Here is a 7,741-nt window from a genome sequence, read left to right as displayed (position 1 = left end):
CGGTGCCGGTTCAGGGACAGGTGCCGGTTCAGGGACAGGTGCCGGTTCAGGGACAGGTGCCGGTTCAGGGACAGTGGGCCGCGGCGGTTCCCGGTGCGGCTGCTGCCGGTGACCGAGTGGCCGAGGAGGGGCGGCACGACGCCGTTCCGCACGACCAGTCCGCCGATCACACTCCGCCGCAGCCGCATCCGACCAGTGCGCCGACCGGCCGCCGGCGACGTACCGTAGCGGCGCCGCAGCCGGCCGAGGGAGCCGGAACGCAGGTCCCGGGGAGCACCGACCAGGTGGGGCCGGTGCCTGCCGGTTCCGCGCCTGCCGGTTCCGTACCTGTGGGTGCCACGCCGGCGGCAGGTCCCATGCCCGCGGGTTCCGTGCCCGCGGGTTCCGTGCCTGCCGGTGCCGCGCAGGCTGTTCCCGCGCAGGGCGTTCCCGCGCAGCAGGACGCCACCGGGCAGATCCCGCAGGGGCAGATCCCGCAGGGGCAGATCCCGCCTGGCGCGGGTGCACCCGTCCAGGCCGGCGTCGCCGCTTCCCCCGTCGCGCCGGGTACGGCCGTGCCGCCGCAGGGCGTGCCGGTTCCCGCGCAGGGGAACGCCGTTCACCCGCAGGGCAACGCCGTGCCCGCACAGGGGAACGTCCCCCACGTCCAGGCTCCTCTGGGCACCCAGCCGCAGGGCGTGTCCGTCCCCGCTCAGGGCGGGCTCGGGCAGAGTGTGCAGGCGGCCCTCCCGGGGCAGGCCCTGCAGCCCCCGGCCCCGGCCCAGCCGCTGCCGCAGCAGGGCGTCGCCGCACCGGGCCAGCAGTCCTCCGCCGGTCTGCCGCTCCCGGCGGAGGCCGCTCCCGGGCAGGGCACCCCGCCCCAGGGCACGCCCGCTCAGGGAACTCCGGCCCAGGGCACGAACGCCCACGGAGTCCCGCCGCAGAGCGGCGCCCCCGCCGCCCAGCCCTGGCCCGCCGCCGACGACACGTCGGGGGCCGGTGCCGCACACCCCGCGCCCCCGAACGGCACGTCACCCCGGTCTCCGCAGCAGAACACCCCCGCCCCGGGCACCCCGCTGCCGCCGGAGGGCGCGCCGCGGGCGGCTCAGCCGTTGCCCGCGGAGGCCGCGGCGCCCGTCGATCCGAACTCGACGCAGGGGCGTGCGATCAGCGTGCGGACGCTGGGCCAGGGCGTGCCGTTCAACCGGCAGGCGGCCCCGAACCAGCAGCCGTCGGCCGTGCCCGTCCCCCAGTCCGCCCCGCAGCAGTCGGCGACGCCTCCCCCGCACCAGCCGGGCGGCTCGGGCCGGCGCCGTAAGCTCGGCACGCCGCCCGACCCGGCGACGCGTACGGACCAGGCGGCCCGCCCGGAGCAGGGGCAGCCGCGTCCGGGGGAGCAGAAACCCCGCCCCGAGCAGGCCGCGCGACCGCATCCGGCGGCCGAGGACACGCCGCCGCCGGTCGCCGCGCAGGCCCCCGCCCAGGCCCCCGGCCCCGGTGCGGCGCAGCCGTCACTCGCCGGTCAGTCACGGCTCGCGCAGCTGACCGAGGGCGGCGGGCGGTCGTACGCCATAGGCGCACCGGACGAGAACGCCGCCGAGGGACCCGAGCCGCTGGACGGGCCCGGCGGGGCCGTCGAGGTGGCCGATCCGCCCCGGCCGCAGCCGATGGACGACGAGTTGCCGCCGGAGCCGCTGGACAACCCGCGGCGGCTGCTGGTGTGGCCGGCTCCGGACGTCGGCACCCAGCAGGCACTGAGCGACCGCGGCTACCGGCCGGTGATCGTGAACTCGCGCGAGGAGGTCGACTCGCAGATCGCGGCCTTCCCCGCCGCGCTGTTCGTCGACCCGCTGACCGGGCCGATCACGCGCACGGCACTGCAGTCGCTGCGGCAGGCCGCCGTGGCCGCCGAGGTGCCCGTCCTCGTCACGGCCGGGCTCGGGCAGGCCTCGCGGGACGCGGCGTACGGTGCCGATCCGGCCGTGCTGCTGAAGGCGCTGGCGCCGCGCGACAGTGAGCAGCACCCGCCGCGGGTCCTGCTGATCGAGGAGCACGCGGAGATCGCGCTGGCGCTGACGGCGACCCTGGAGCGGCGCGGGATGCAGGTCGCGCGGGCCGCGAGTGACGCGGACGCGGTGACGCTGGCGGGGCAGTTCCGGCCGAACCTGGTGGTGATGGACCTGCTCCAGGTGCATCGGCGCCAGGCCGGGATCGTGGACTGGCTGCGGTCGAACGGGCAGCTCAACCGCACCCCTCTCGTCGTCTACACCGCCGCCGTCGACCAGGCCGACCTGCCGCGGCTGGCCTCCGGGGAAACGGTGCTCTTCCTCGCGGAGCGGTCCACCAGCTCCGAGGTGCAGACCAGGATCGTCGAGCTGCTCAGCCGGATCGGCACCAACTAGTGCCCCGGCAGGGGCACAAGGTGTATTGATCACGAGCGGGCTGTGGGCGCCGTGCGCCGGTGCGATCGCCGTGCACGCGGCGCTGGCCGCCTCCCGCGACGGCGACGGCGAGGTTCTGCTGGAACTCGGTCTGCACGCCTTCGGCCGCCGTCACCACGGCAGGAGCCGCTCCCCACTCCATGACGGTCCCCGTACTCCATGACGGTCCCCCGTCTTCCAGCCCGACGCCCGGCTCTGCAATCCAGCCAGGAGTGACGTGCCGGGGCAGGCGAGCCGCCGGACCGGTCGGTTCGCGCTTCGGCGGCATGCGCCGGGGCCCCCGGCCACAGCCAGGGGCCCCGGGGGGAGGCGGCCCGTCAGCCGAGGGACGTGATGTCCAGCTCCCCCTGCGCGTACTGCCGGCGCAGCACCTTCTTGTCGAACTTTCCTACGCTCGTCTTCGGGACCGCCTCGATGACCGTCCAGCGCTCGGGGAGCTGCCACTTGGCGATGCGGCCCTCGTCGGCGAGGAAGGCGCGCAGGGTCTCGAAGGTGGCGGTGGAGCCCTCCTTGAGGACCACCGTGGCCAGGGGGCGCTCGCCCCACTTGTCGTCGGGGACGGCGACGACGGCCGCCTCGGCGACGTCCGGGTGGGACATCAGGGCGTTCTCCAGCTCCACCGACGAGATCCACTCGCCGCCGGACTTGATGACGTCCTTGGCCCGGTCGGTGAGGGTGAGGAAGCCGTCGGCGGAGATCGTGCCGACGTCGCCCGTCTTGAGCCAGCCGTCCTCGCTGAACTTGTCGGCGGGGCGCAGCGGCTCGGCGTCCGGGCCGTTGTAGTAGGCGCCCGCGATCCAGGGGCCGCGCACCTCCAGCTCGCCGGCGGACTCGCCGTCCCAGGGGAGGCGTTCACCGCCGGGTCCGGTCAGGCGGGCCTCGACGCCGGCCGGGAAGCGGCCCTGGGTGAGGCGGTAGGCGAACTCCTCCTCCGTGCCGGCGGCCACACCGGCCGGCGGACGGGCGATCGTGCCCAGCGGGGACGTCTCCGTCATGCCCCAGGCGTGACAGACCCGCATGCCCAGCTTGTCGAAGGCCTCCATCAGCGCGGGCGGGCAGGCCGAGCCGCCGATGGTGACCTGGCCGAGGGAGGAGACGTCGCGGGGGTTCGCGGTCAGCTCGGCGAGCAGGCCCTGCCAGATGGTGGGAACGGCGGCGGCGTGGGTGGGCCGCTCGCTCTCGATCATCGTGGCGAGCGGGGCCGGCTGGAGGAAACGGTCCGGCATCAGCATGTTCACGCCGGTCATGAAGGTCGCGTGCGGCAGGCCCCAGGCGTTCACGTGGAACTGGGGCACGACGACCAGCGAGGTGTCCTCGTCGGTCAGGCCCATCGACTGGGCCATGTTGACCTGCATGGAGTGCAGGTAGATGGAGCGGTGGCTGTAGACCACGCCCTTGGGGTCGCCGGTGGTGCCGGAGGTGTAGCACATGGCGGCGGCCTGGCGTTCGTCCAGCTCGGGCCAGTCGTACGACGTCGGCTTGCCGGCGATCAGGTCCTCGTACTCGTGCACCCGTACGGCCGCGCCGGCGAGCAGGGAGCGGTCTCCGGGGCCCGTGACGACCACGTGCTCGACCGGCTTCAGGTGCGGCAGCAGAGGGGCGAGCAGGGGGAGCAGCGAACCGTTGGCGATGATCACGCGGTCGGCGGCGTGGTTGACGATCCAGGCCAGCTGCTCGGGCGGGAGACGGAGGTTCAGGGTGTGGAGGACCGCGCCCATGGACGGGATCGCGAAGTACGCCTCGACGTGTTCCGCGTTGTTCCAGGCAAGGGTGGCCACACGCTCGTCGCCGGTGACACCGAGGTCCTCCCTCAGCGCGTGGGCCAGCTGGGCCGCGCGGTCGCCGATCTCCGCGAAGGAGCGGCGGTGCGGCTCGTCCTCACCGGTCCACGTGGTCACCTGCGATGTCCCGTGGATCGTCGACCCGTGGGTCAAGATCCTTGAGATCAGCAGTGGTACGTCCTGCATGGTGCTCAGCACGGCGTCCTCCCGGGGGCGACATTGCCTACGCGGTGGTAAAGGTTGCGCTGATTCTGCGCACATACCGCGTGGTATGTCACTAGGACCGGACGATCGATCACATCACGCCATGCCGGAGAAACATCTCACAGCCCGGCCGCGCGGCGCCTCATCGGCGGACAAGCCCCAGCTCAGCGTCCTCGCGGAGCTTGCCGAGTGCCCGGGAGACGGCCGATTTCACCGTACCCACCGAGACACCGAGCACCGCGGCCGTCTGGACCTCGCTGAGGTCCTCGTAGTACCTGAGGACTACCATCGCTCGCTGCCGGGTGGGCAGCCGCATGATCGCCCGCCACATCGCGTCGCGCAGCGCCTGCTGCTCGGCCGGGTCGTCAGCGCCGCGCACCGGCTCCGGTTCGGGCAGCTCGTCACAGGCGAACTCGTCGACCTTGCGCTTGCGCCACTGCGAGGTCCGCGTGTTGAGCAGCGCCCGGCGCACATAGCCGTCGAGGGCCCGGTGGTCCTCGATGCGCTCCCAGGCGACGTACGTCTTGGCGAGGGCGGTCTGCAGCAGGTCCTCCGCGTCACTCGGGTTGCCGGTGAGCGAGCGGGCGGTACGCAGCAGCACCGGCTGGCGGGCCCTGACGTAGGACGAGAACGACGGGTACGGAAGGGTCTGCGCCGCTGGTCCGGCCGCCTTCGAAGCGCTCGTGCAGACGAGTGTGGTCATGGCTCAACGCTATGAGCGACGGCACGGCCAGCGGATCGGCCGCAGGTCCCGAAGCGGAGTCCCCCTCAGGTTGTAGGGGTGGGGCCGACTGCACCTCCTCCAGGTGGAGCCCGGGGCCCGTGGCACTGCGGGTTCACCCCTGGGGGCAGCCGGTCAGTACGAGTCCCGAGGTGGGCACGCCCGTCCCCGCCGTCACCAGGACCCGCTGCGCTCCCGGCACCGGGTTCGCCGCCGTGCCCCTGATCTGCCGGACGGCCTCCGCGATGCCGTTCATGCCGTGCAGGTACGCCTCTCCCAGCTGTCCGCCGTGCGTGTTGAGGGGCAGGTGCTCCTCGGCCACGAAGTCCGCCGCCTCGCCGGGGGCGCAGAAGCCGAACTCCTCCAGCTGCGTCAGCACGAACGGCGTGAAGTGGTCGTAGAGGATGCCCACGTCGATGTCGGCCGGCGCGAGTCCCGAGGTGCGCCACAGCTGCCGGGCCACGACCGCGGTCTCGGGCAGGCCGGTGAGGCCGTCGCGGTAGAAGCTGGTCATCTGCTCCTGGGCGCGTCCGGCGCCCTGGGCGGCCGCGGCGATCACGGCGGGCGGGTGGGGCAGGTCGCGGGCGCGTTCCACGGAGGTGACGACGAGGGCCTGGCCGCCGTCGGTCTCCTGGCAGCAGTCGAGCAGCCGCAGCGGTTCGACGATCCAGCGCGAGGCGGCGTGGTCGGCCAGGGTGATGGGCCGGCCGTGGAACCAGGCCGCCGGGTTGGTCGCCGCGTACTTCCGGCCGATGACCGCCACGTGCCCGAACGCCTCCGGGGTCAGCCCGTAGGTGTGGAGGTAGCGCTGGGCCGCCATCGCCACCCACGAGGCCGGGGTGAGCAGGCCGAACGGCAGTGACCAGCCGAGGGCCGCGCCCTCCGCCGAGGGCTCCCGGTGCCGCACCCCGGAGCCGAAGCGGCGGCCCGAACGTTCGTTGAAGGCCCGGTAGCAGACGACCACGTCCGCCACGCCCGCGGCGATCGCCAGGGCCGCCTGCTGGACGGTGGCGCAGGCCGCGCCGCCACCGTAGTGGACGCGGGAGAAGAAGGAGAGCTCCCCGATGCCCGCGGCCTGGGCGACGGTGATCTCGGGGCTGGTGTCCATGGTGAAGGTGACCATCCCGTCGACGTCGGCCGGTGTCAGCCCCGCGTCCGCGAGGGCCGCCCGCACCGCCTCGACGGCCAGCCGCAGTTCGCTGCGGCCCGAGTCCTTGGAGAACTCGGTGGCCCCCACACCGACGATCGCCGCACGCCCGCCGAGACCGTCCCGCATGGTCGGGCTCATGCCGGGACCCTCACCGTCACGGTGCCGGTGACGTGCTCGCCGAGACCGTTCGCGCCGATCACCCGGACGGTCACCGTGTCGCCCTCGGCCTCCTCGACCGTGCCCGTCAGGACCATCGTGTCGCCGGGGTGATTGGGCGCGCCCAGCCGGATGGCGACCCGGCGCAGCTCCGCACGGGGACCGAAGTGGTCCGTGATGTAGCGGCCGACCAGGCCGTTGGTCGTCAGGATGTTCATGAAGATGTCGGGGGAGCCCTTCCGCCGGGCGATCTCCGGGTCGTGGTGGACATCCTGGTAGTCGCGGGAGGCGATCGCCCCGGCGACGATCAGGGTGCGGGTGACGGGGATCTCCAGGGCCGGGAGGCGGTCGCCGGCGCGGGGCGCCTTCACGGCCTCACCCCCTGGAAGACGGGCAGCACCAACGCGTCGTCGTACTGCCGGAATTCCAGCCGCACCGGCATGCCGATCCGCACTGTGCCGTGCGGCACCCCGACCACGTTGCTGACGATCCGCACGCCCTCGGCGAGCTCGATCAAGCCGACCGCGTAGGGGGGCTCGAAGGCCGGGAAGGGCGGGTGGTGCATGACGACGTACGAGTAGACCGTGCCCTCGCCGCTCGCCTCGACGGTGTCCCAGTCGGGCGAGCCGCAGGTGTTGCAGCCCGGCAGCCAGGGAAAGCGCAGGGTGGCGCAGGCGGTGCAGCGCTGGATGAGCAGTTCACGGCGGGCCACGCCCTCCCAGAAGCCGGCGTTGTCACGGTTGACGACGGGGCGGGGGCGGCGTTCCACCGGTCGCGAAGGCCGGCGTGCGGGAGCGTACTTGAGGATGCGGAAACGGTGGGTGCCGGCGAGTTCGCCACCGGCCCGGACATCCGTGCGGGTGGTGACGAAGTAGCCCGCCCCGAGCTTCGTGGTCTTGCGGCCGGACACCGACTCGATCACGGAGTCGAAGGTGATCTCGTCGCCCGGGCGCAGCGGGCGCAGGTACTCCTGTTCGCAGTCGGTGGCGACGACCGCGTCGTGACCCGACTCGTCGAGCAGGGTGAGGAGTTCGTCGTAGGCGGCCGTGCGTTCCGGGCGGCCGGTGAGGCCGGCCATGGTCCATGCCTGGAGCATGGTGGGTGGGGCGATGGCGTCCGGCCCCTTGTACGCGGGGCTGGTGTCGCCCATGGCCTCGCACCAGTGCCTGATCATCGGCTCGTTGACGGGGTCGCGGCCGACCCCGGTGGCGGCGGCCGGCCGGCCCTCGTAGGCCTTCAGGCGCGCCTCGAACTCCTCGTGGACCTCCGGCTCACCACTCACAATTTCTGACTGTCCGTCAGATTCGAT

The 7,741-nt window shown here is 73.4% G+C and carries 6 protein-coding genes and 1 pseudogene; 2 read left to right on the top strand and 5 right to left on the bottom strand.

Annotation, left to right across the window (positions count from 1 at the left end; genetic code table 11):
* Window positions 1–2,381, top strand: a pseudogene (locus tag ACFU3E_RS06335) (nickel transporter); the annotation flags it as partial.
* A gap of 25 nt (window positions 2,382–2,406) precedes the next feature.
* Window positions 2,407–2,583 carry a hypothetical protein gene (locus tag ACFU3E_RS06330; RefSeq protein ID WP_384152853.1) on the top strand — a complete coding sequence of 59 codons (177 nt, stop codon included), beginning with the start codon at window positions 2,407–2,409 and terminating at the stop codon, window positions 2,581–2,583.
* A 154-nt stretch (window positions 2,584–2,737) separates the two neighbouring features.
* Here the strand turns inward: ACFU3E_RS06330 and ACFU3E_RS06325 are convergent, their stop codons facing one another.
* From ACFU3E_RS06325 to ACFU3E_RS06305, 5 genes are all read right to left on the bottom strand, one after another.
* Window positions 2,738–4,399, bottom strand: coding sequence for a long-chain fatty acid--CoA ligase (locus ACFU3E_RS06325; RefSeq protein WP_384152850.1), 1,662 nt, complete (start codon window positions 4,397–4,399; stop codon window positions 2,738–2,740).
* A gap of 148 nt (window positions 4,400–4,547) precedes the next feature.
* Window positions 4,548–5,108, bottom strand: a complete 561-nt coding sequence (locus tag ACFU3E_RS06320; protein WP_384152847.1) for a SigE family RNA polymerase sigma factor — start codon at window positions 5,106–5,108, stop codon at window positions 4,548–4,550.
* A gap of 133 nt (window positions 5,109–5,241) precedes the next feature.
* A complete protein-coding gene (locus tag ACFU3E_RS06315) occupies window positions 5,242–6,414 on the bottom strand; it encodes a lipid-transfer protein (protein WP_384152845.1) in 1,173 nt (390 codons plus the stop codon).
* Window positions 6,411–6,803 (bottom strand): MaoC family dehydratase, encoded by a 393-nt coding sequence (locus ACFU3E_RS06310; protein ID WP_384152842.1) that lies wholly within the window; start codon window positions 6,801–6,803, stop codon window positions 6,411–6,413. The genes ACFU3E_RS06315 and ACFU3E_RS06310 overlap by 4 nt, the downstream gene beginning before the upstream one ends.
* The gene (locus ACFU3E_RS06305) at window positions 6,800–7,714 is read right to left on the bottom strand and encodes a bifunctional MaoC family dehydratase N-terminal/OB-fold nucleic acid binding domain-containing protein (protein ID WP_384152839.1); all 915 of its coding nucleotides are present in this window, start codon (window positions 7,712–7,714) and stop codon (window positions 6,800–6,802) included. The genes ACFU3E_RS06310 and ACFU3E_RS06305 overlap by 4 nt, the downstream gene beginning before the upstream one ends.
* Between the last annotated feature and the right edge of the window lie 27 nt (window positions 7,715–7,741).

The organism is Streptomyces sp. NPDC057424, from assembly GCF_042803315.1.
Lineage (GTDB): Bacteria > Actinomycetota > Actinomycetes > Streptomycetales > Streptomycetaceae > Streptomyces.
Note: the sequence above shows the minus strand (reverse complement) of the source record. Positions and strands in the feature narration are given on the sequence as shown.

Bases quoted from the DNA above. Each gene is read 5' to 3' on its own strand.
- ACFU3E_RS06320 (WP_384152847.1), bottom strand. From the start codon at position 5,108: ATGACCACACTCGTCTGCACGAGCGCTTCGAAGGCGGCCGGACCAGCG.
- ACFU3E_RS06315 (WP_384152845.1), bottom strand. From the start codon at position 6,414: ATGAGCCCGACCATGCGGGACGGTCTCGGCGGGCGTGCGGCGATCGTC.